Source organism: Mucilaginibacter sp. A5337 (assembly GCF_059690695.1).
Window position 1 is genome coordinate 342,545 of sequence record NZ_JCAWEC010000006.1, and the last position, 20,098, is coordinate 362,642.

The 20,098-nt window shown below is 44.1% G+C and carries 21 protein-coding genes; 12 read left to right on the forward strand and 9 right to left on the reverse strand.

Annotated elements, in window-relative coordinates:
* The 3 genes from def to AC59JO_RS21830 all read left to right on the forward strand — a co-directional run bounded on the left by def (position 1) and on the right by AC59JO_RS21830 (position 1,869).
* Positions 1 to 573 carry a peptide deformylase gene (gene def, locus AC59JO_RS21820; RefSeq protein ID WP_112568308.1) on the forward strand — a complete coding sequence of 191 codons (573 nt, stop codon included), beginning with the start codon at positions 1 to 3 and terminating at the stop codon, positions 571 to 573.
* A 182-nt stretch (positions 574 to 755) separates the two neighbouring features.
* Entirely contained in the window at positions 756 to 1,640 is an 885-nt protein-coding gene (locus AC59JO_RS21825; protein ID WP_413670588.1) for a sugar phosphate isomerase/epimerase family protein, read from the forward strand.
* A gap of 103 nt (positions 1,641 to 1,743) precedes the next feature.
* Positions 1,744 to 1,869: a hypothetical protein gene (locus AC59JO_RS21830; RefSeq protein ID WP_497307970.1), complete on the forward strand. Its 126-nt coding sequence runs from the start codon at positions 1,744 to 1,746 to the stop codon at positions 1,867 to 1,869.
* 33 nt (positions 1,870 to 1,902) lie between these two features.
* Here AC59JO_RS21830 and AC59JO_RS21835 read toward each other — a convergent pair whose 3' ends face one another.
* From AC59JO_RS21835 to AC59JO_RS21850, 4 genes are read right to left on the reverse strand one after another with little or no spacing between them, the layout of a single operon-like run.
* Positions 1,903 to 3,270, reverse strand: a complete 1,368-nt coding sequence (locus AC59JO_RS21835; protein WP_413670586.1) for an MFS transporter — start codon at positions 3,268 to 3,270, stop codon at positions 1,903 to 1,905.
* 60 nt (positions 3,271 to 3,330) lie between these two features.
* Positions 3,331 to 4,140 (reverse strand): molybdopterin-dependent oxidoreductase, encoded by an 810-nt coding sequence (locus tag AC59JO_RS21840; protein ID WP_413670585.1) that lies wholly within the window; start codon positions 4,138 to 4,140, stop codon positions 3,331 to 3,333.
* Positions 4,115 to 4,822: a cytochrome b/b6 domain-containing protein gene (locus AC59JO_RS21845; RefSeq protein WP_413670584.1), complete on the reverse strand. Its 708-nt coding sequence runs from the start codon at positions 4,820 to 4,822 to the stop codon at positions 4,115 to 4,117. Before AC59JO_RS21845 ends, AC59JO_RS21840 begins: the two co-directional genes overlap by 26 nt.
* 37 nt (positions 4,823 to 4,859) lie before the next feature.
* A complete protein-coding gene (locus AC59JO_RS21850) occupies positions 4,860 to 5,693 on the reverse strand; it encodes a DUF1223 domain-containing protein (RefSeq protein WP_497307972.1) in 834 nt (277 codons plus the stop codon).
* Between the two features lie 247 nt (positions 5,694 to 5,940).
* On the opposite strand from AC59JO_RS21850, the gene AC59JO_RS21855 reads away from it, so the two are divergent.
* Both AC59JO_RS21855 and AC59JO_RS21860 read left to right on the forward strand, forming a co-directional pair.
* Complete coding sequence (locus AC59JO_RS21855; protein ID WP_497307974.1) at positions 5,941 to 6,516, forward strand: sigma-70 family RNA polymerase sigma factor; 576 nt, start codon at positions 5,941 to 5,943, stop codon at positions 6,514 to 6,516.
* Positions 6,517 to 6,792 (forward strand): hypothetical protein, encoded by a 276-nt coding sequence (locus AC59JO_RS21860; protein ID WP_497307976.1) that lies wholly within the window; start codon positions 6,517 to 6,519, stop codon positions 6,790 to 6,792. It begins immediately after the preceding gene.
* 99 nt (positions 6,793 to 6,891) lie between these two features.
* Here AC59JO_RS21860 and AC59JO_RS21865 read toward each other — a convergent pair whose 3' ends face one another.
* Both AC59JO_RS21865 and dtd read right to left on the reverse strand, forming a co-directional pair.
* Positions 6,892 to 7,263, reverse strand: coding sequence for a GxxExxY protein (locus AC59JO_RS21865; protein ID WP_497307978.1), 372 nt, complete (start codon positions 7,261 to 7,263; stop codon positions 6,892 to 6,894).
* A gap of 135 nt (positions 7,264 to 7,398) precedes the next feature.
* The gene (dtd, locus tag AC59JO_RS21870; RefSeq protein WP_497307980.1) at positions 7,399 to 7,857 is read right to left on the reverse strand and encodes a D-aminoacyl-tRNA deacylase; all 459 of its coding nucleotides are present in this window, start codon (positions 7,855 to 7,857) and stop codon (positions 7,399 to 7,401) included.
* Between the two features lie 229 nt (positions 7,858 to 8,086).
* On the opposite strand from dtd, the gene AC59JO_RS21875 reads away from it, so the two are divergent.
* The gene (locus tag AC59JO_RS21875; protein ID WP_497307982.1) at positions 8,087 to 9,325 is read left to right on the forward strand and encodes a cystathionine gamma-synthase family protein; all 1,239 of its coding nucleotides are present in this window, start codon (positions 8,087 to 8,089) and stop codon (positions 9,323 to 9,325) included.
* Between the two features lie 132 nt (positions 9,326 to 9,457).
* Entirely contained in the window at positions 9,458 to 10,651 is a 1,194-nt protein-coding gene (locus tag AC59JO_RS21880; protein ID WP_413670578.1) for a serine hydrolase domain-containing protein, read from the forward strand.
* 195 nt (positions 10,652 to 10,846) lie between these two features.
* Here the strand turns inward: AC59JO_RS21880 and rsgA are convergent, their stop codons facing one another.
* Positions 10,847 to 11,767, reverse strand: a complete 921-nt coding sequence (gene rsgA, locus AC59JO_RS21885) for a ribosome small subunit-dependent GTPase A (protein WP_413671132.1) — start codon at positions 11,765 to 11,767, stop codon at positions 10,847 to 10,849.
* 1,003 nt (positions 11,768 to 12,770) lie between these two features.
* Between rsgA and thrA the strand changes: the two genes are divergently transcribed.
* From thrA to AC59JO_RS21910, 5 genes are all read left to right on the forward strand, one after another.
* A complete protein-coding gene (gene thrA / locus AC59JO_RS21890) occupies positions 12,771 to 15,221 on the forward strand; it encodes a bifunctional aspartate kinase/homoserine dehydrogenase I (RefSeq protein ID WP_497307984.1) in 2,451 nt (816 codons plus the stop codon).
* A gap of 45 nt (positions 15,222 to 15,266) precedes the next feature.
* A complete protein-coding gene (locus AC59JO_RS21895; protein ID WP_497307985.1) occupies positions 15,267 to 16,262 on the forward strand; it encodes a homoserine kinase in 996 nt (331 codons plus the stop codon).
* A gap of 163 nt (positions 16,263 to 16,425) precedes the next feature.
* A complete protein-coding gene (thrC, locus tag AC59JO_RS21900) occupies positions 16,426 to 17,736 on the forward strand; it encodes a threonine synthase (protein WP_497307987.1) in 1,311 nt (436 codons plus the stop codon).
* Between the two features lie 161 nt (positions 17,737 to 17,897).
* On the forward strand, positions 17,898 to 18,254 hold the full coding sequence (locus AC59JO_RS21905) for a hypothetical protein (protein WP_413670574.1): 357 nt from the start codon (positions 17,898 to 17,900) through the stop codon (positions 18,252 to 18,254).
* Entirely contained in the window at positions 18,251 to 18,856 is a 606-nt protein-coding gene (locus AC59JO_RS21910; RefSeq protein WP_413670573.1) for an HAD family hydrolase, read from the forward strand. Before AC59JO_RS21905 ends, AC59JO_RS21910 begins: the two co-directional genes overlap by 4 nt.
* 159 nt (positions 18,857 to 19,015) lie before the next feature.
* Here the strand turns inward: AC59JO_RS21910 and AC59JO_RS21915 are convergent, their stop codons facing one another.
* Both AC59JO_RS21915 and cysM read right to left on the reverse strand, forming a co-directional pair.
* Positions 19,016 to 19,213 (reverse strand): DUF5808 domain-containing protein, encoded by a 198-nt coding sequence (locus AC59JO_RS21915; protein WP_413670572.1) that lies wholly within the window; start codon positions 19,211 to 19,213, stop codon positions 19,016 to 19,018.
* Between the two features lie 6 nt (positions 19,214 to 19,219).
* A complete protein-coding gene (cysM, locus tag AC59JO_RS21920) occupies positions 19,220 to 20,092 on the reverse strand; it encodes a cysteine synthase CysM (RefSeq protein ID WP_413670571.1) in 873 nt (290 codons plus the stop codon).
* Positions 20,093 to 20,098: the final 6 nt, after the last annotated feature.

Below are 20,098 nucleotides of genomic sequence, written 5' to 3' on the forward strand. Positions count from 1 at the left end.
ATGAAGTATCCTATCATTGCCTACGGTGATCCTGTTTTAAGAAAGAAAGCAACAGCCATTGAGCCCGACGAGTATCCGCATATAAAAGAACTGGTTGAAAACATGTTTGAAACCATGTATGCCGCCCGTGGTGTTGGTTTGGCCGCGCCGCAGGTGGGTATGTCCATGCGTTTATTTGTGGTTGATGCTACACCTTTTGATGATGACGAGCCGGAGCTGAAAGACTTCAAAAAAGCATTTATCAATGCTACCATATTGGAAGAAACCGGCGAAGAGTGGGGATTTAACGAAGGCTGCCTGAGCATACCCGATATCCGCGAAGATGTATACCGCAAGCCGGTTGTACGCATGTCATATTATGATGCCGACTGGAAGCACCATGAAGAAACGTTTAAGGGCATGGCCGCCCGCGTTATCCAGCATGAATATGACCATATTGAAGGCAAGCTGTTTACCGATAAGCTAAGCCCGCTGCGCAAGCGCCTTATCGAAAAAAAGCTTAACGATATTTCAAAAGGCATGGTTGATGTGGATTATAAAATGAAGTTCCCCAACGTAAAAAAAGGAAGATAACATTTTACACCGTTATGAAAGGCCACTGAAATGTGGCTTTTTCTTTTTGCACCCAGGTTGGCCTTCGTTGTAAAAATTGCAATACTATACCGCTGCATTAAACCAATCAACGTAACTTCGGTCTTTGTTTTGGCATTTTTAATGCGTTATATTTACACAACCAATCAATAAAACATAAACCAATGATTACCAGACGCTCATTCCTAAAAACTTCGGCGCTACTTTCAGCAGGCTTGCTGGCAGCTCCTAATTTGTTTGCCTACGATAAAAAATACATCGGCTTGCAATTATATACCGTACGTGACGCCATGGCCGCCGACCCTGTTGCTGCATTGGCAAAAGTTGCCAAAGCGGGCTTCACCTCTGTTGAAGGTGCAACTTATACCGGCACCGAATTATTTTATGGCATGCGCCCGGGCGATTTTGCCAATGTTTTAAAGCAAAACGGCCTCATTATGCCAAGCGCACATTACCGCTTAGGCGAAGAGCTGGTAAATGGCGAACATCAAAAAGGCACCATCATGAACGATTGGAAAAAAGCTGTTGATGATGCTGCTGAGGCTGGTGTACAATACATGGTATGTGCCTATCTTTCACAATCAGAGCGTGGCGATCTCGACCATTATAAAAACGTAGCAAACATGCTTGATATAGCCGGCGAAACCTGTAAAGGTGCGGGTATCCAGCTTTGCTATCACAATCACGACTTTGAATTTATACAGGAAAACGGCAAATATCCATACGAGATTCTCCTGGAAAATACGGATAAGGATATGGTAAAAATGGAAATGGACCTTTATTGGGTAACTAAAGCCAACCAGGACCCTATCGCGCTGATTGACAAGCATCCGGGCCGTTTCCCGCTATGGCATGTTAAGGATATGGACAAAACCCCTGAAAAGAAATTCACTGAGGTTGGTAACGGTACTATCGACTTTAAAAAGATCTTTACCCAGGCCAAAAAATCAGGCTTAAAATATTTCTTTGTTGAACAGGATGTTTGCCCCGGCGATCCTTTCGATAGTATTAGCCAAAGTATCAGCTATATCAAAAAGAATTTGGTGTAATATTACTTTTACAATGATATTTAAAAGGCCTGCATTTAAAATAAATGGCAGGCCTTTTGCTTTAATAAGTATAATCACTTATAGTATTTAACGTTAAGTAAAAATGAGTCCGGCCATAATCAAATACCTCATAGTTATATTACTGGCATCTTTCCTTTTTGCCTGTGCCGCCGAAGCAAAACCGGCAAACAGCCGCATCAAAGGAACAAGTGTATTATCTATCCGATGAGATTTACATACATTCTGAAAGTCAAGAACAAACTCAATGACTTGCGGTTTTTCTTTTGAAGCCATTCCGCCGCTCCCTGAACCTGCTAAAGAAAACAATAGCCAGCAAACACAGTACACAACCACAAATACCATTCAGGCGCAGGCCGTAATCGTTACCCGGATCTTTGCCATAGATAGTTAAAAAGGCAAACAGTGCGATACCCAATGTTTGGCCAAGCTTTACAAAAAGGTATTTAACGGCAAAAAACATCCCTTCCCGGTTTTCACCCGTGCGTTTAGCATCGCTCTGCGCTATTTCGGCAAGTATGGCATTAGGCAATATTCCCAATGAAGCCAGCGGAAACGACGCGCTGATAACCAGCGTATAGATTTGCGCCTGCGGCGTTAGCGGAAGTTTACCGAGGAAAAATATCGCAACAAAAACCAAACTCAATAACCCAAACGAAAAAAGCACAACAGGCTTTTTACCAATTGCCTGCGACAGGTAATTAACCAGCGGGTAAAACAACAGCGACACCAGTACCATGGCAGCCATAAGCTCTCCTCCCATTGATTCGGGCAGATTTAAAAGCGATTTTAAAAAAAACAGTAAGCCGCTTGATATGATGCTTAATGCCATGTAGAACGAAAAATCGGAAATCAGGTAATATTTGAAATTGCGGTTCTGAAAGGTTTTTTGAATAGCCGGGAATAACGATAGGTGAGATGGGTGACCGTTTGAATAGCGTTTTTCGTCAATCGTAAATACTGGGATCAGCATTACCAGCCCTGCAAATACGGCAAGCCCCCAAATAGTGTATTGCACGGCGGTTTCGCGGTTGCTTATGCCGGCGAAACGCTCAACCCAGTCGGCAAAGTTATTGACCATGGCTGATAAGATGATGCCTATCACAAAGCCAACCTGCTGTAATGATGACAGCTTAACACGTTCGCGCCCTGTACGGGTAAGCTCGGGTAGCAGCGCGTTATAGGGGATAATATAGGCCGTAGCGCCCATAAAAAAGCAAATGAGCGTAAAGGTAAGCCAGTAAGCATTATGAATACTTTCAACCTTTAACATAGGGCAAAAGGTTAAACCGCAAAATAAAACAGCAGGTAAAACAGCCCACTGCATAAAAGGGATGCGCCTCCCGCGCCGGTTTTCGCTTTTATCACTTAATGAAGCTATAAAAGGGTCGAAAAAGGCATCCACCAAACGCCCCGAAGCTGTGATTACAGACATGATGTTGAAGATGCCAAAAAGTAACAGTTGAGGAACCAGCGGCGTAAGTCCGGCATTGTTTGGTGGCAGGTAAAAATAAGGAAGCATCACAATAATAATATTGGTCATGATGCTCCACCCTATCATTCCGCAGGCATAAGCAAGCTGTTTGGAAAGTGGTAGTTTATTGGCCGGCATTTAATGCAATATGCAAATATTACATCAATATACAACGGCGATTTAACGGTTCTTTACACTTTACAACCCTGCGTAATAATCATATCCCTGTTCGGCCCAGTAATCGCGGGGGCGGCTGTTACTGAAGGAGATACTACCTATCCGCTTCAGGTTTTTGATACCATATTTTACCGGAATGATAAGCCTTAAAGGAGCGCCATGCTTTGGCGGCAACGGTTTTTCGTTTACCTCATAGGCCAGCAGGGTTTGCGGGTGCATAGCGCTCGGCATATCAACCCCTACATAATATTCTTTGTCGGGGGTTTCCATGCCAACATACTCCAGTTGGGTTTCAGCATCAAGTTTAAAATGAGCTATAAAATCGCTGAATTTTACGCCACCCCAATGCGAGATCTGATCCCAGCCCTCTACGCACTTAAAGTCATAAATGATCTCTGTTTTAGGAAGTTTCTTTATTTCGTCGATACCGATGTGCAACATCTCGCCACTCTGCTTTTTGACCGACAGTTTCCAGGCGTCTACGTCAATTAACCCCTCCGAACCTATATCACTATTGTGGCGCACTACCTTCGCCGCCATTTCCTTTGGGTAGGTTTTTACCAGGTTTTTATTGCTGTATAACTGGCGCACCACCTTTTCATTGGCGTTAAGCACGGCACGCAATGGTTTGTGGGCCTCTCCCGTTATACCCGGCACCTCATTTGGCGAAGTATAAAGCCAGCGCCAGCCGCCATATGCGGCACCGCCCAATACCAGGAAGCTGCCGAAAGAGATAAAATTTCGGCGGCTGATCTTTTGTTCAACAGTAAGCTCCTTTTTGGGGCCTTTATTTTTGCTGAAAACCTTATTCAGCTTTTTCGTTAGTTTCATCGCTTTGAATTTGAATGGCGGGCAGTGGCTTTTCATCTATTACCTCAAAACCCGAAATAACCGACCGGAAATTATTCCACCCGGCAAGTACTACCTGAACAACATGAACCAGGAAAAACAGCACATAGCCAATAGTGAGCACAAAATGCCAGATGCGGGCCAGGTGGTACCCGCCGCAAATCCAGGCCAGGTAGTTAAACTGTACCGGCTTATAAATAGCAAGCCCTGTTATCAGCGAGCCAAAGCCCATTACAATAATTGCTGTATAAGCAATGCGCTGGGCCGCGTTGTATTTGTTTTGAGGGGGCGCCATTTTACGGATATGCAGATCGTGCAAAACTACCTGCCAGGCCTCTTTAAAAGAGTGCCGATTGGGCACGAGCTCCCGCCACTGGCCCGATATAATGGTGTATGACACATATAAAAAACCATTAAGCGCAAAAAACCACATAAACAAAAAGTGGAAAGCCATGCCCTCGGCCAGTCGGCGTGGAATATGCAATGCATCATAAAAACCCTGCGGAAAAAACCGGATAAAAGTAACACCGAAAATGGTGAACGTATAGGTATCGTTGGCCCAATAAATGAGCAACCCGCTCCAGATCATAATGGTGAGGATGGGAAAGTTTACCCAATGCGTCCAGCGCATTAACAGGGGGTGTTTCTCTTTAATTACTTTCATCTAATAGTATATGTTTTTTTGACACAACTGTTTTTAACTACAATTTGCCTGAGGTATCTCGCCTATCAACAGCTGCCGTTACTTTAAACTGGGCTTTTGACGCGCCTAAAATCGCGCCATTGCCGGTGTTTTGCACAAAACCTATTACCTCCCAGCCCTGTGCATTAAACCCTGCGGGCAAAGCAAGGGTTGCGCTGCCGGCTTTTTTACTTAAAGGCAGGGTTTGCAGATTACGTACAATTTGAGCATGTGCCAGTGTGCGGCCACCGTTTTCACCATGTTCAACTTTTATTATGGCTTGCTTTTGCACCAGCGCCAGTAATACAACATTGTTGCCACTTCCCATATTGCCTTCAATTCTATATTGTATGGTAGCTGTATTATTAGCATTACGGGCAACGTCCAGGTTTAAATTAACGCTACTGCCATCCTGTAAACCATTTTTGATGGCATTGCGCAAACTCCCCTCCTGCGAGCCCACAAACTCAGTTTTGCCGTTAACCACAATCTGAGGTGTATAAACCTGCGACAGATTGAGCCACCGGGCATATTCATTCTGCCGTTTTGAATAATCAGCACTGCTGAAAACGTCTTTCCAACCAAGACGGTTCCAGTAATCAACATGGTAAGCCAAAATGTAAACGGGCTTATCTCCTATTTCTTTTTGAACTTTGGCTACCAGGTCATCAGCCGGCGGACAGCTCGAACAGCCTTCGGAAGTGAACAGTTCTACCAAGGCAAAACCTTCGCCCTCCCTCGCGGATGTTTTGCTATTCCCTTTTGCTGTATTTTTACAATTAGTAAAAGCCGTTGAAATAATTGCCGCGCCTATTATAATCGACACAAGCGCTAACACTTTGATCTTTCTCATTTTATTTAGATTAAATGATATACGTTTTTACTGCTTTGTCGGGTTTATGGGGATAACCTTACAACAAATTTTATTTTTTTTGCTGATATAAATATCGGTATAATAAGCTCATTATCAATTCAAGTAACGTAACTTAGTTATTAACCGGAAGCACTGGTAAGGAATAAACACCGTTTTGAGATTATTTTTGTAAGGATTAATGTCTGCGCCCGACTAACCTGACAAATGTATAAGCATATTGCATTCCATGATAACCGAAACTAATGTATTAAACCCTCATAAATGGGTTGCCGCCTATGCCGATTACCTGTACATGTATGCCATTGTGCGGATCAATGACGAGGATTTAGCTAAAGACCTTGTGCAGGAAACCTTTTTGGCAGCTCTTGAAAAGGTTAACAGGTTTGAAGGCAAAAGCACTGAACGAACGTGGCTTACCGCTATCCTTAAAAATAAAATTATTGATGTATATCGCAAAAAGTCATCGGGACTTGCCGTAGCATCGGCCAATAAAGCGGCGCAGGAGCAGGACGATTTTTTTGAGGAAGATAACGGTCACTGGAAAGCGGAGTATGCTCCGCAGCCCATTACCGGAATGGATGAGCAGGATCCCTTATTAAAAAAAGAGCTGAACAGTATTTTACAAATGTGCCTGCAAAAACTTCCGGCCCTGTGGAATGCGGTTTTTACCATGAAACACATTGATGATGCCGCTACCGAAAATATCTGCACCGAACTGCATGTTACCCAGGCAAACTTTTGGGTAATTATTCACCGGGCAAAAGTTAACCTGAGGGCATGCCTTCAAAAAAACTGGAATTAAATGAGCTATTTAAATAAAATAATATATAACTGTAAACAGGCTACTTTCCTGATCGAAAAAAAACAGATCAAAAGGCTAAGCTTCCGCGAGGAAATTGAACTACGGATTCACCTGGCTGGCTGCGGTATGTGCGTACTATACAATAAACAAAGCCGTGCTATTAATGATATGGTACAGCAGCTTTTTCGGGATTCGTTGAATAATGAATTGAAATTGGATAATGCTTTTAAAGCAGAATTGCAGGCGAGGATTGAAGAGGGGTTGGGTAATAAATAGATTTTATCACGAATGAGAAGAGCTAATTAAAAATTTCTACACGAATTATTTTCACATTATATACAATTATTCAAATTACACTAATTCAGGTTGTATCGCTTAAATAATTACTCTTTGCGATTCGAAAGATGGTTTACCAAAGTTTAAAACGATACCAAGTTTAAGACCGGAAGCTTTCAGATAGTTTAGTGTTTGTTTAAGATGCGGATCGATGATATTGCCGCTGGTTTTTACTTCGAGTATGATGTTATCATAAACTACAAAATCGGCAAAAAAGTAGTGCTTTAATTCCTGTGCTTTATAGATTATTGTATAAGGTTTTTCACGCGTAAATGGAATGCCAAGCCTGGTAAATTCTATTTCAAGGGCATCCTTATAAACTGCTTCGATGAACCCGTGTCCCAAAACTGTATGAACTTCATAACAAGCTCCAATTATTTTAAACGATTCCTCTTTAAATAAGATAGCCATACATTGATAAAGTTTAAATTTTTAGTTTAACCGAATATATTGATTCTGAGTTAAAACAATTCGTGTAATTAGTTAATTCGAATAAATTCGTGTGAAAATTTCTTTTCCATGTTATTTACATTACCCGACTCATCCTCAATGATTATCCCTATCCTTTGTATCCATAATAATAGTTACCGGGCCATCATTTAACAGGTTGATCTTCATATCGGCACCAAAAATGCCTGTTGCTACCTTTTTGCCTGTCAATGTTTCAAGCGTTTGGATCATTTGCTCATACATCGGAATAGCCTTATCCGGTTTGGCAGCCCTCAAAAACGATGGACGGTTTCCCTTTTTGGTTTGAGCAAACAGCGTAAACTGCGAAATCAATAGGATATCTCCGTTAATATCGGCAAGGGCTTTGTTCATGAGGCCATTTTCATCTCCGAAAACACGCATGCCGACTATCTTATTGGCCAGCCACTGCAAATCTTCGGTGGTATCGGCATCTTCAATTCCTAATAAAACTAAAAATCCGGCACCTATTTCACCTGTGATCTTTCCGTCAACAGTACAGCTTGCCTGGGTAACGCGTTGTAGTACAGCTCTCATATTTTTTTCGCGAATTTCTTTTATATCGGCCACAATTTAGGCGAATTTCACTAATCGTCTATTTTATATAAAGTAATTTGTGTAATTCGATCGAATTCAAGTTATCATAAAAGCATTCGTGTCAATTCGTTATCATTAGTACAATTAGTGTCAATTCCATTCGTGTAATTAGGGCGTAATTAATTAAGTTCGCAACCGCTATTATGTATATCTTATTAATAGGATTAAAATGACTACTAAAAAAGGCTTCACTACCACCATATTACATGCCGACCGTCTTGGCAAACCCGAGCACGGTTCGTTGCATAAACCCATCCACACCTCGGTAACCTATGGGCATGAGGATGTGCAGGATTTGGTTGATATTTTCCAAAATAAAAAGAGCGGTTACGCTTATTCGCGCCAGGGTAACCCTACCGTTACCGCTTTGGAGCAAAAGGTAACCCAAATGGAACATGGTGTATCAAGCATTGCTTTCTCAACGGGCATGGCCGCTATTTCGGCAACAGTGATGGCGCTTATTAAGGGTACTGATCATATTGTGGCAAGCTCCTTCCTGTTTGGTAATAGCCGCAGTATTTTCCAAACCTTTATTGATATGGGTATCAGCATTGATTTTATTGATGCTACCTCGGTTGACAACGTACGTGCGGCAGTAAAAGAAAACACCCGCATGGTGTTTGTTGAAACCATTGCCAACCCCGCCACACAAGTAGCCGACCTTAAAAACATTGGCGACCTGTGCGAAGAAAAAGGTATTATGTATGTGGTTGATAATACCATGACCTCACCATATTTGTTTAATCCAATCAACGTTAAAGCCAGTTTGGTGATCAACTCGCTTACCAAATATATTGGCGGCCACGGTAACGCCCTTGGTGGCGCGGTAACTAACACCGGCTTGTTTGATTGGGCAAATTATCCAAACATTTTCCCCGGCTTTAAGGCAGTTGTAAAACCCGAAAATTTGGGCATGACCCAGATCCGCAAGAAAGGATTACGTGATGCCGGCGGCACTTTATCGCCTGAAGCTGCACATACGATCTCTGTAGGTGCCGAAACACTGGCCCTTCGCCTTGACCGTGCATGCAGTAATGCTTTAGCATTAGCCCAATATTTCGATAAGCATCCGAAAGTTAAAAAAGTATTTTATCCCGGCGTTGAATCGCACCCGCAGCATGCTTTAGCTGGTGAGCTATTTTCACGCTATGGCGGTTTAATGAGCATTGAGCTTGACGAAAGTATTGATTGCCTAAAGTTTTTAAACAAGCTGAAACTGGTTGTTAAATCAAGCAACCTTGGCGATACCCGCACGCTGGCTATCCCGGTTGCGCAAACTATTTTCTTTGAGCTTGGAGCCGAGCGCCGTGCCGAAATGGGCATCCCCGAAAGTATGATCCGTTTATCGATTGGTATTGAGGACCTTGACGATTTGCTTGAGGATTTCAAGACCGCTTTAGGCGAATAAATATCGAGGCCTTGTGTTATTCACAAGGCCTTTTTTATTAAAACATCATCTGCCTGCATCTATCTTATCAGCTCGTAAAATAATTTTCATTACCAATAGGGGTTTATATGCTGTTTGTTGTAATATAGATATATGAAAACCTACAAAACCTTGAAAACACTTCTTTGTGTGCTAATCTTTGCCTTTATCACTAACGGTATCCAGGCACAAACCCAACCAGATTCTTTAACCATCAAATTGCAACAGGCATTTACGCAAGACAGCCTGCCCGGTATGTATGTGATCATGACCGATGCCAACAAAATAACCTATTCCCATGGCTTTGGTTACGCTGATGTTGCTAATCAAACCCCCTATTCGGCCAATACCGTTCAGAATATCGGCTCGGTGAGTAAAACGTTTATTGCTGTAGCGCTAATGAAAGCCATCGAACTAAAGTATTTTACGCTGGAAACTGATATTAACGATGTACTGCCTTTTAGGGTAACTAACCCTAACGATCCAAACGGAAAAATAACTATCAGGGAGTTAACTAATCACACGTCAGGCATTGTCGACAATCCGGAGATTTATCATTACAGCTATCATTTTTATCCCAAACTAAGGGCGTACGATAGTATTTCGGTAAGCACCCTGAACCAGATTGGCTTTGGAGACAAGCTAAGAGACACTTCTTTAGTTCAGTTTTTTTATAATTATTTATCGCCGCAGGGAAAGTATTACAGCAAAGCCAGTTTTGGTGAAGGTCCGGCCGGGGGCACATCTTCATACTGTAACATTGGCTCGGCACTGGTGGCTTATCTCATCGAAATTAAATCGGGCCTGTCATATACCCAATTCACTAAGAAGTATATCCTGAAACCTTTAAAAATGGATCATTCAGGCTGGCATATACCTGATATGGATTTAAAAAATCACGCAATATTATATCTTGATCAAAAGAACCGCTTCCCGTTATATGACTTGGTTACTTATCCCGATGGCGGCCTCAAAACTTCGCCCGAAGACCTGAGCAAATATCTGATGGCGATAGCCATGCATGATAAAAAGCTGCTTACCGAGGCATCATACCAGGCAATGTTTACCACACAGTTCAGCAAAGAGCATCCGCCCAAAAACATCAATTTAACATACCGCAACAAAGGCATTTTTTGGAATTTATACACCAACGGCACTATTGGCCATGACGGAGATGACCCGGGTGTTGGGACTTATTTATTCTTTAACCCGGATACCGGCAAAGGAGGCTTGTTTTTGTGCAATAAGTACCTGCCTAATAAGCAGGCGATTGTTGATGTGCTGGTAAAGGAAGCGGCAAAGAAGTAAGAGTATCAATACAAATTTGTCATTTCGACCATCGGTAGAAATCTTATGCATCATGCTGAGCGAACTATACAGAGCGGCTTACATAGTGTATAAGATTTCTCTTTCGCCCCGATGCTTTTCCTCTACACGCTCCATCGAAATGACAAGAGTTGTATTCTTCTTGTCTCCTGATTCTAACGGTCTTGCTTCTCTCTCCTAAGCTCTCGTATCGTTCCCGTTATAAATGCTCAGGTAGCTTTCGTAGCGGGATAGGGTTATCTCTCCCTCTTCCAAAGCTTCAAGCACAGCGCAGCCGGGTTCGTTGATATGACGGCAATTATTAAAACGGCAGTCGTGCATCCGCTCACGCATTTCAGGGAAGAAATGACTGAGCTCCTGTTTTTCTATGTCGATAACACCCAATTCGCGGATGCCGGGAGTATCGATGATAAAACCGCCCTGTGGCAGTTCAAACATTTCGGCAAAAGTGGTCGTGTGCATCCCTTTGTCGCTCCAATCGGATATCATGTGTGTGCGTAGCTCAAGCTCTGGCAGCAGCGCATTGATCAGGCTTGATTTACCCACCCCCGAGTGACCAGAAAACAAGGTAACCTTATCTTTCAGCAGGTCCTGTACCTGGCTGATATTGGTTCCCTCAATGGCCGAAACTTCAAAACACGGATAGCCGATATCTTCATAAATAGCTTTATAATCGGCCAATACTTCCAGGCCTTCATCACTGAAAAGATCGAGTTTATTGAATACCAACCTTGCTGGGATATCGTATGCTTCGGCAGTAACCAAAAAGCGGTCGATAAAGCCAAGTGAGGTACGCGGAGAGGCCAGCGTAACCACCAAAATAGCCTGATCAAGATTGGCGGCAATGATCTGCGCTTGCTTGCTCAGGTTAATGGCCTTACGAATGATGTAGTTTTTGCGTTGATGCAAATTGGTGATCACACCATCTTCGCGGTCGGGCTCCATTTCAAAATCAACTATATCGCCAACAGCAATAGGATTGGTCGTAGTGATACCCTTAATACGAAACTTGCCCTTGATACGGCAATCTATCTTTTGCCCATCGGGGGTTTGTACCTGATACCAGCTTCCTGTTGATTTTGTTATTAGTCCCTGCATATTGTCAAGCTTCAAAAGTAGCAAATTAAATTTATTGCGGATTCTGGGATCAGACTCTTATACTACCGCCATTGCGAGGTACGAAGCAATCCCCGACTTTACAGGGCGAACCTGTGTAGCAACTCTGCCTATTAGGGATTACTTCGTCCCTTATAATGACGTGATTGTAAGTTATTGATTATTAAGCATGTTTTTTTGATCGGTTTTGTGAATATGGACGTTGCCTGCGGCTCGTGCTATCCGCTCATACTGCACAGGCATTAGCCACATGGCCGGTATCCCAATGTCATTAAGTTAAGGAAATCCCCCAGAGGGGGTAAAGGTTTGTAGCAATATTATATCCCAAAAGAACCGTGCCAGAGGTACGGAACACCGGAGTTGTGTACCTCTGGCACACCAAAAATGCCATTCATTTGATTTCTACAAACCTTTTTCACCTCTGGTGCAGTATATAAATCTCTTAACTTAATGACATTGGCCGGTATCCGCTACTATCACTAACGCGGCTCCCGCACAGCATCGCGGAATATATTTTTTACGTCATTACGCATTTTTTCAGGGTTTCCCTGATGGTTACTCGCAATGACGCTCGTTTAGTCTTTTTAATTAGAATCCAGACTTACGAAGTTTTTGAAACTTCGTAAGTCTCAAAACAGTTTATTGATACCATGTCTCAATCTTCAATAAGATGCAATTGCTGATAAAACCTTTTACTTACCACCCTCATTATCAAATCCATCATTTACTCACCCAACTACCTGACAATTATTGCGAAAATCATAATTTGTTAAATATTCCTTGCAAATCAGAAAATAATCTACTTACTTTACAGACATTATATATGACAATTAACAACACCATTACTACAATTATTATTACCACCGGCATAAACCTCGGAGGAAGATAATCGTATGGTGTAAAAACATAAAATGAAAGCCAAAAGAAAAACCTTCCTCCGCAAAGAGGAGGGTTTTTTTGTTATAGAACGATTACTAACCCATAAATGAAAGTTTTAAAATTCGGAGGTACTTCCGTTGGATCTGTAAGCAGCATCCAAACCCTGTTAAGCATCCTGAAGGATGAAGTAAAAAATGATGAAAAACCCGTGGTGGTATTATCAGCCATGGGCGGTGTAACCAACCTGCTTTCGGCTATGGCCGAAGACGCGGCAAATGGCAAAGAGTTTACCGCCGGTTTGGCCGAATTGGAGAAACGCCATTTCGATACGGTAAAGGCCCTGTTGGATGTACAAAACCAAAACCCGGCGCTTACCCGTTTAAAAATTCACTTCAACCAGCTGGAAGAATTGCTGCAGGGCGTACTTACCCTTCGCGAACTTACCCCGAAAACCCGCGACCAGGTACTGGCTTTCGGCGAGCGCTGCTCAACCCTGATGGTGAGCAAAGTTGCAGCCCAGCATTTTGGAGATGTGCTATTTGTTGATGCCGCCGATGTGATCAAAACCGATAGCGCTTTCGGCAACGCCAAAGTAAATACCGAGCTTACCGAAAGATTGGTACAAGGCCTGTATACCGAAAACAAAGGTAAAACCCTGATCGTTACCGGCTTTATCGCCTCAAATGACGCCGGACAAACTACAACATTGGGCCGCGGAGGTTCTGATTATACGGCTGCCATTTTCGGTGCGGCATTAAACGCGCAGGAAATCCAGATCTGGACAGATGTTAACGGTATGATGACCGCCGATCCGCGTATGGTGAAAAAAGCGTTCTCTTTAACCGAGCTTACCTATACCGAAGCCATGGAGCTTTCGTACTTTGGCGCCAAGGTGATCTATCCGCCAACCATGATCCCTGCGTTTTTAAAGAAGATCCCTATCGTTATCAAAAATACTTTTGAGCCGGAGTTTGCAGGCACCGTGATCCGTCACGACTGCAAGGCCTCTACCCTGCCAATCAAAGGTATTTCATCTATCAACAATATCAGCATCCTCAACTTAGAGGGCAGCGGCATGGTGGGCAAATCGGGCTTTAGCGGCCGTTTATTCTCCTTGCTTGCCCGCGAGCAGATCAACGTGATCCTGATTACCCAGTCGTCATCTGAGCATAGCATCACTTTTGCGGTGCAGCCCCAGGATACCGAAAGGGCCAAACAAGTTATTGAGCAGGAATTTGAACTGGAACTTGCCGCCAAAAAACTGGAGCACCTGGTTATCGAAAAAAACCTTGCTATCCTGGCCATCGTAGGCGAAAACATGAAACAAACCCCGGGCATGTCGGGCAAGTTGTTCCATGCGCTGGGCCGTAATGGGGTTAATGTGAGGGCTATAGCCCAGGGGTCATCAGAATATAATATCTCGGTGATCATCTCGGCTAATGACCTGTCAAAAGCATTAAATGCCGTTCATGATGCCTTCTTTGTACAGCTTACCAAAACCCTGCATGCGTTTTGCCTGGGTACCGGCAACATCGGCAAAACGCTGTTTAATCAATTGAATGCCCATAGCGACTACTTAAAAGATAACAATGGCATACAGGTTAAAATAGCCGGCATCAGCAATACCCGCAAAATGACTTTTAACAGTGACGGCATCTCTTTAGATACCTGGCAGAATGACCTGCAAGCATCACCTTATGAGGCCGATCTGCAATCGTTCATCAACCGGATGAAAGAAATGAACCTGCCAAACTGTGTGTTTATTGACAATACTGCAAGCCCTGTTCCTATCGGTTTTTACGAAGAGATTTTTAAAGCCAATATCTCGGTCATCACCTGCAATAAAATAGGCAATTCGGGTAGCTACAAACAATACCGTACCTTTAAAGATACCGCCCGTGCCCATGGTGTTGATTTCTTTTATGAAACCAACGTTGGCGCCGGTCTGCCAATTATCAATACCCTTAAAAACCTGATGAACAGCGGCGACAGGGTACAGCGTATCGAGGCAATACTTTCGGGTACTATATCGTTCATCTTTAATAACTTTAAAGGCGATGCCAATTTCCACGATGTGGTTAAAGAAGCCCAGGAAAAAGGCTATACCGAACCCGATCCTCGTGATGACCTGAGCGGTAAGGACTTTATGCGTAAAATGCTCATCCTTGCCCGCGACGCCGGGTATGCGATGGAAGAAGCCGACGTTGAAATAGAAAGCGTACTGCCTAAAGCGAGCCTTGAAGCTAAAACTGTTGAGGATTTTTATGCGACACTAAAAACTGAAGATGCTCATTTTGCCAGGCTAAAAGATGCCGCCGAAAAAGACGGTAAGGTTTTGCGTTACATCGGCAAACTGGAAGATGGCAAGGTAAGCATCACCCTGCAAATGGTTGATGAAAACCATCCGTTCTACATGCTGTCGGGCAGTGATAACATTATATCCTTTACTACCGACAGGTACCGCGAGCGCCCACTGGTTGTAAAGGGCCCAGGCGCAGGTGCCGAAGTAACTGCCGCCGGCGTATTTGCTGATTTAATAAATGTGGGCGCGAATTAACCCCCCGGCCCCCTGAAGGGGGAGGAATAGTTTGATATTTTAAACATGGAAAATAATTTAGAAGAAATAAAAGCCGCCCCCCAGGTAGCCCCCCCTTCAGGGGGCGGGGGGGGTAGCATCCGCGTTTTTGCCCCGGCAACCGTAGCCAATGTGGTTTGCGGTTTTGATGTGCTGGGCTTTGCGGTTGATGAACCAGGCGACGAGGTAATTATGCGTGTGACTGGCAAACCAGGCATCACCCTTAGCAAAATTACCGGCGATGACGGTCGCCTGCCGCTTGATCCTGCAAAAAACACCGTAAGTGTGAGCGTACAGCATTATTTACAAAGCGTTGGCCGTACCGATATTGGTTTGGATATCGAGCTGCACAAAAAAATGCCTATTGGCAGCGGTTTGGGCTCAAGCTCGGCCAGTACCGTAGCAGGTTTGTTTGCTATTAAAACCTTATTAGGCGACGATGCCGACCCGATAAAACTGCTTCCCTTTGCTATGAAAGGAGAGGAAATGGCTTGCGGTCATGGTCATGCGGATAACGTAGCCCCTGCCCTGTTTGGCGGTTTTGTGCTCATCCGCAGTTATGAGCCGCTTGATGTGGTAAGGCTGCCGCATCCTAAAAACCTGTGGTGCGCTATCGTATTCCCGGATGTGGATGTACCTACGCGCGAAGCCCGCCAGATCATCCGCAAAAACATCCAGATGAAGGATGCCGTAACCCAATGGGGCAATATTGCAGGCTTAGTGAGTGGTTTATTTATGCAGGATATCGACCTGATTGGCCGCAGTATGAAAGATGTACTGGTTGAACCGGTACGCTCTATGCTGATCCCCGATTTTTATAAAATGCGCGAAATGGCGATGGAACTTGGCGCAGTAAGCTTTGGTATCTCAGGCTCAGGCCCATCGGTTTTTGCTTTTACTAAAGATGAAGCAACGGCCCGTGCCATCACCCAAAAGCTACAACAGCATTTAACCAGCTTAAAGATCGGTTCAAACAGCTACGTATCAACTATCAATGACGTGGGGCCGAAGGTTTTGGGGTAGTAGCCCTCTCTAAAAGAAAGCTAAAAAACATGTCATTGCGAGGCACGAAGCAATCTCCGATAAGCAGGTCTGCCCTGTACAGTTCGCGATTGCCGCGCTGCGCTCGCAATGACATAATGCAAATAAATCCGAAATCGAACATCCGAATTCCGAAATCAAAAAAATGAAACTCTACAGTACCAATAATACCCTATCTGAAGTATCGTTCAAAGACGCGGTTTTTAATAGCATGCCTCAGGACAAAGGCCTATACATGCCTTACAGCATCCCACGTTTGGATGATGATTTTATCAATAACCTTGATAAATATACCCTGCCCGAAATTGCTTTTAAAGTAGCCCAAAACCTGCTTGGCGATTCTATTCCGGAAGCTGATCTGAAAGCACTGATCGATGATGCCATTAACTTCCCGGCCCCCATCGTAAAGCTGGAAGATAATGTTTACGTTCTTGAACTTTTCCATGGCCCATCGCTGGCATTTAAAGATTTTGGTGCCCGTTTTATGAGCCGTGTAATGAGCTATTTCCTTGAGCCCGGCGAAAAGCAACTGGACGTGCTGGTTGCCACCAGCGGTGATACCGGCGGCGCTGTTGCGCTTGGTTTTTTGGGCGTACCTAATACCCGCGTAACGATCCTTTATCCAAAAGGCAAAGTGAGCGGCGTGCAGGAACAGCAGCTAACTACCAACGGTCAAAACATTCGTGCCCTTGAGGTAGATGGCACTTTTGACGATTGCCAGGCTTTGGTGAAACAAGCCTTTGTTGATGACGAACTAAACGAGAAATTCCGTCTTACATCAGCTAACTCAATTAATATAGCACGCTTAGTTCCGCAAACTTTTTATTACTTCAATGCTTATGCGCAGTTGTTAAGGCAAGGCATTAAAAAAGTAGTTTTCTCGGTACCAAGCGGCAACTTTGGCAATATCGGTGCTGGTTTGTTGGCCTGGAAAATGGGATTACCTGTCGAAAAATTTATCGCGGCTACCAATGTTAATGATACCGTGCCCGCGTTTTTAAAAACCGGTGTTTATCAGCCCAAGCCGTCGGTAGCAACACTTTCAAACGCGATGGACGTTGGCAACCCAAGCAACTGGGTACGTATTGCCGATCTGTTTAAAAACGATACAGAAGCGCTTAAGGAACTGGTTGTTGGCTTTAAATATGACGACGAAGAAACCGTAAAAGCCATCAACTGGGTATTTGACAGCTATGGTTACGTGGTTTGCCCGCATACCGCTATCGCATGGCAGGCATTAGCCGACTACAAGCAGGACCATGCCGCTGTTGATACTGCGGGCGTATTCCTTTCAACGGCACACCCATGTAAGTTCCCGGATGTTTTCGGCGAAGAAGTAGCCGCTAAAATTGATGTGCCGGAACAGGTAAAAGAATTGGAGTCAAAAACCAAACTGGCAATAGCCATCGGTAAAGATTTTGCTGATTTTAAAGGCTACCTTTTAGGGGTTGATTAATTTCAGTATTTTTAGCTGCTGGAAAAAGCTTTCAAAAGAAAGCCGCCACCAACATGTCATTGCGAGGTACGAAGCAATCCCCTATTAGCAGGTCCGCCCTGTATAGTTCGCGATTGCTTCGTACCTCGCAATAACGGGTTAGCCTCAATACCGAAACAAAAATGCTTAACAAAACCCTGATATTTACCTGCCTCCTGGCAGTTTGCCTCACGGCCTGCAGCCGCAAACAAAAGTTTGATCGTGATAAATGGGATGATGGAGACGGCATTACCTTTGCCTACCGTCCCGGCATGGTTGAAGATCTTATCGCCAGTAAGCAACTCAATGGCCTTAAATATCAAAAGGTGATCCATCTGCTCCACCGCCCACAATTAAGCAGCAAGGATAGCATGGTGTATGATCTCGACAGGCAATACAATAAGGGAACTTTAATTTATACCCAAACGCTTGTTGTTTTCCTGAAAGATTCGGTGGTTACCAAAGCCGAGGTTCACGAAACCCACGCAAAAAAGAAATGATCAACACCATAATATTCGATTTGGGTGCCGTTTTAATTGACTGGAACCCACATTATATGTACCGTACCCTGTTTACCAACGAACAGGAAATAATAGATTTTTTGGCCAATATCTGTACTCCCGACTGGAACGAGGAACAGGATGCCGGCAGATCCCTACAGGAAGGTACCGATTTGCTTGTCGCTCAATTTCCCGAACATGAAGCCAATATCCGCGCTTTCTATTCGCGTTGGATAGAAATGTTGGGCGAGCCTTTTCACGGCACCGTAGAGATTTTCAAACAGCTAAAGGAAAGCGGCAAATACAAAATCTACGCATTGACCAATTGGTCGGCCGAAACTTTTCCGATGGCGCAGGAACGCTTTGATTTTTTAAACTGGTTTGATGGTATTGTAGTATCTGGCACCGAAAAAATGCGGAAACCAACCCCAGCCTTTTATCAGATCCTGCTCGACCGTTACAACGTGAAGGCCGGCGAAGCATTGTTTATTGACGATAACTATCGCAATATTTTAGCAGCCGAAAAAATGGGGATCAAATGTATTCACTTCACCTCATCAGATGCTTTAGAAGTGGAGTTGAAGGGATTGGAGATTTTGTAAAAACTTTACAGATCGGTTGTGGGGACACGGCCTCTGAATATAAATTTATGTCATTATAAGAAACGAAGCGATCGCACGCACGCAAATCCGCTCTGTATAGCTAAGAGATTGCTTCGTTCCTCGCAATGACATGAATTTAAGATATATCGGTGCCCAAACCTATTTATCCGGCGCAACCATCCAGGCTACAACTATCAGCGTTATTAATACGCCCATAATAAAATAGCTAACCGGCCGGGCAAAATTTAATGTCCAGCCGAGGTATTTGATCCTTTTGGGTACGATGATTCGCCTGTCGTTTTTATTGTAGTAAAATACGCCGTATTTATAATTACTGAGATCTTCTGTAGGCTCCATACGTTATCAACCAAACAACTCACTACTCAAATACCTGTCTCCCCTGTCGCAGCAGATAAACACGATCACGCCTTCACCAAGCTCCTGAGCCAGTTTTATTGCCGCAGATAACGCTCCTCCGCTGCTCATGCCTGCAAATACGCCTTCTACCTTAGCCATCTGGCGGGCCATTTGAGTAGCTTCTTCCTGCGAAATATCCATTACCCTATCTACCCGCTTCGCATCGAAGATCTTGGGCAGGTACTCCTCAGGCCACCTGCGGATACCCGGAATTGAAGAACCTTCAACCGGCTGGCAGCCTACGATCTGCACATTGGCATTTTGCTCTTTCAAATACCTTGAACATCCCATAATGGTACCTGTTGTACCCATCGCGCTTACGAAGTGTGTGATCTTTCCCTCAGTATCGCGCCAGATTTCTGGGCCTGTGGTTTTCACGTGCGCCATGTAGTTATCCGGGTTGGCAAACTGGTTCAACAGAAAATATTCGCCTGTGGCTGCTTTTTCTTCGGCATAGTCGCGGCAAAGTTCTATCCCTTCCAGCAGGGTAACTTTGGCCCCGAAGGCCTCCATGGTAAGCGTACGCTCGCGGGTGGAGTTAGATGGCATTACCAATTCTATCTCCAGGTCAAACAGGCGGGCTATCATGGCCAGTGCGATGCCTGTATTACCGCTGGTTGCTTCAATCAATTTAGTGCCCGGCTTGATATCGCCACGCTCAATGGCACTCCTGATCATATTAAGCGACGCACGGTCTTTTACGCTGCCACCGGGGTTATTGCCCTCCAGCTTGGCGAAGATGCGCACTTTAGGATTAGGGTTCAGCTTTTTAATTTCTACCATAGGCGTATTGCCTATCAGGTCTATCAATGCAGCCATTATATA

What these genes read in the sequence shown, in the direction of transcription:
- def (WP_112568308.1), top strand. Translation starts at nt 1, where the DNA reads ATGAAGTATCCTATCATTGCCTACGGTGATCCTGTTTTAAGAAAGAAA.
- AC59JO_RS21825 (WP_413670588.1), top strand. Translation starts at nt 756, where the DNA reads ATGATTACCAGACGCTCATTCCTAAAAACTTCGGCGCTACTTTCAGCA.
- AC59JO_RS21830 (WP_497307970.1), top strand. Translation starts at nt 1,744, where the DNA reads ATGAGTCCGGCCATAATCAAATACCTCATAGTTATATTACTGGCATCT.
- AC59JO_RS21835 (WP_413670586.1), bottom strand. Translation starts at nt 3,270, where the DNA reads ATGCCGGCCAATAAACTACCACTTTCCAAACAGCTTGCTTATGCCTGC.
- AC59JO_RS21840 (WP_413670585.1), bottom strand. Translation starts at nt 4,140, where the DNA reads ATGAAACTAACGAAAAAGCTGAATAAGGTTTTCAGCAAAAATAAAGGC.
- AC59JO_RS21845 (WP_413670584.1), bottom strand. Translation starts at nt 4,822, where the DNA reads ATGAAAGTAATTAAAGAGAAACACCCCCTGTTAATGCGCTGGACGCAT.
- AC59JO_RS21850 (WP_497307972.1), bottom strand. Translation starts at nt 5,693, where the DNA reads ATGAGAAAGATCAAAGTGTTAGCGCTTGTGTCGATTATAATAGGCGCG.
- AC59JO_RS21855 (WP_497307974.1), top strand. Translation starts at nt 5,941, where the DNA reads ATGATAACCGAAACTAATGTATTAAACCCTCATAAATGGGTTGCCGCC.
- AC59JO_RS21860 (WP_497307976.1), top strand. Translation starts at nt 6,517, where the DNA reads ATGAGCTATTTAAATAAAATAATATATAACTGTAAACAGGCTACTTTC.
- AC59JO_RS21865 (WP_497307978.1), bottom strand. Translation starts at nt 7,263, where the DNA reads ATGGCTATCTTATTTAAAGAGGAATCGTTTAAAATAATTGGAGCTTGT.
- dtd (WP_497307980.1), bottom strand. Translation starts at nt 7,857, where the DNA reads ATGAGAGCTGTACTACAACGCGTTACCCAGGCAAGCTGTACTGTTGAC.
- AC59JO_RS21875 (WP_497307982.1), top strand. Translation starts at nt 8,087, where the DNA reads ATGACTACTAAAAAAGGCTTCACTACCACCATATTACATGCCGACCGT.
- AC59JO_RS21880 (WP_413670578.1), top strand. Translation starts at nt 9,458, where the DNA reads ATGAAAACCTACAAAACCTTGAAAACACTTCTTTGTGTGCTAATCTTT.
- rsgA (WP_413671132.1), bottom strand. Translation starts at nt 11,767, where the DNA reads ATGCAGGGACTAATAACAAAATCAACAGGAAGCTGGTATCAGGTACAA.
- thrA (WP_497307984.1), top strand. Translation starts at nt 12,771, where the DNA reads ATGAAAGTTTTAAAATTCGGAGGTACTTCCGTTGGATCTGTAAGCAGC.
- AC59JO_RS21895 (WP_497307985.1), top strand. Translation starts at nt 15,267, where the DNA reads ATGGAAAATAATTTAGAAGAAATAAAAGCCGCCCCCCAGGTAGCCCCC.
- thrC (WP_497307987.1), top strand. Translation starts at nt 16,426, where the DNA reads ATGAAACTCTACAGTACCAATAATACCCTATCTGAAGTATCGTTCAAA.
- AC59JO_RS21905 (WP_413670574.1), top strand. Translation starts at nt 17,898, where the DNA reads ATGCTTAACAAAACCCTGATATTTACCTGCCTCCTGGCAGTTTGCCTC.
- AC59JO_RS21910 (WP_413670573.1), top strand. Translation starts at nt 18,251, where the DNA reads ATGATCAACACCATAATATTCGATTTGGGTGCCGTTTTAATTGACTGG.
- AC59JO_RS21915 (WP_413670572.1), bottom strand. Translation starts at nt 19,213, where the DNA reads ATGGAGCCTACAGAAGATCTCAGTAATTATAAATACGGCGTATTTTAC.
- cysM (WP_413670571.1), bottom strand. Translation starts at nt 20,092, where the DNA reads ATGGCTGCATTGATAGACCTGATAGGCAATACGCCTATGGTAGAAATT.